At 31.5% G+C, this 1303-nt stretch carries 3 protein-coding genes; all 3 read left to right on the forward strand.

All coding sequences use genetic code 11. The features are described from left to right. A partial coding sequence (locus tag RBH29_RS17665; protein ID WP_306698329.1) for an ExeA family protein occupies positions 1 to 495 on the forward strand: 495 nt, incomplete at its 5' end. Between the two features lie 53 nt (positions 496 to 548). Beyond that, a complete protein-coding gene (locus tag RBH29_RS17670) occupies positions 549 to 800 on the forward strand; it encodes a TIGR04540 family protein (protein WP_306698330.1) in 252 nt (83 codons plus the stop codon). 15 nt (positions 801 to 815) lie between these two features. Further along, positions 816 to 1118: a DUF6618 family protein gene (locus tag RBH29_RS17675; protein WP_306698331.1), complete on the forward strand. Its 303-nt coding sequence runs from the start codon at positions 816 to 818 to the stop codon at positions 1116 to 1118. Positions 1119 to 1303 lie beyond the last annotated feature (185 nt).

Consider the following 1303-nt stretch of genomic DNA (forward strand, 5'->3'; position numbering starts at 1 on the left):
CTACAAATCATTAATTTCTTAAGAGAAGAAAATGAACAAGGTAAATTTAATATTTTAGTGATTGATGAAGCCCAAAGCCTTTCCATACCTATGATAGATGAGCTTAGAAGCTTTTATGACGAGGCCTCTAACTTCACTCTAATTTTATCAGGTTTACCACCTCTTTTATCTAAAACAATGAATCTTTCTGTAAATTTGCCAATGAAACAAAGAATTAATCTCTCTATAGAAACAGAGTCTTTTACACCAGCTCAGACAATAGAGTACATTAAGCACCAGCTATCTGTAGTAAAAGCTAATACACCAATATTTGATGATAAGTGCTATCCTGTAATTCATTCGCTGACTTCTGGTATTCCAAGAAAGATAAATCAGTTATGCTATAAAGCCTTATTTCAAGGCTACATTGACAAAAAGACTATTGTTACAGAAGATTACATAAAAAGTTTGTATGAAGAATCACCTCATATTTTTGATAAACCAATGCCTGTTTAGGTACAAATATCATACAAATTAAGAATTAGAAGAACAGAAATGAGGTGACTTTATTGGATATCATAAAAAATCCGACAACAGTTAAAATACTTTCAGCTCAATTAATAGATGCTTGTGATGGATATATCTCAAAAAAACTTAGCGAAAAACAACTAAGAGAACTTTTATTCCACTATGCGGCAAAACACGGTAAAAAATTATTTAGTGTAAAAGGTTTTAATCCAACCGTTACAAACCGAATAGGAAAAAAGAGACTAGAACTTGTAAATATTATGCTTGAAGGATTTCAGCAAAAACTTTTTTGAAATGGGAGTGATAAAATGAATTTTGAATGTACTATGAAAAAAGGTAAAGCCGTTGAAAGATGGTTTGGCACTATAACAAAAATTCAAAATTGGGGAAGTCACTATGAAATTAACATTTTAAGCAGATCAAGCATTATGGTTCTTTTTGGTGAGACAAGCCGTGGTTACTATGCTTGTATGCCTGATTTCAAAGCAGGATGTCACCTTGTTAATTTCCGTGATTTGTTTTGGAATACAGAAGCCTTAACCGAAGTACTTAGAAAAGTAGATGGAATTACAGTAGCAACTGCACTGTATACATTAGAAAAACATCTTTAATTTTAAAATATTATCAAGGACAGTCAAATTGGCTGTTCTTTTTTTATTTCTGCTATTTTTCATGTCTTAACTGTCAAATATCTTGTCTTACTGAATTATTCTTCCAATTATTGGCTATTATCTGTTTCCTGCAAATTATCTTGTCTGAATCACTGTCAAATAGCCTGTCCTACAACAACATTGCT

The organism is Herbivorax alkaliphila (assembly GCF_030848475.1).
Taxonomy (GTDB): Bacteria; Bacillota; Clostridia; order Acetivibrionales; family Acetivibrionaceae; genus Herbivorax.

Coding starts and splice junctions, on each gene's coding strand:
- RBH29_RS17675 (WP_306698331.1), top strand. CDS start 816: ATGAATTTTGAATGTACTATGAAAAAAGGTAAAGCCGTTGAAAGATGG.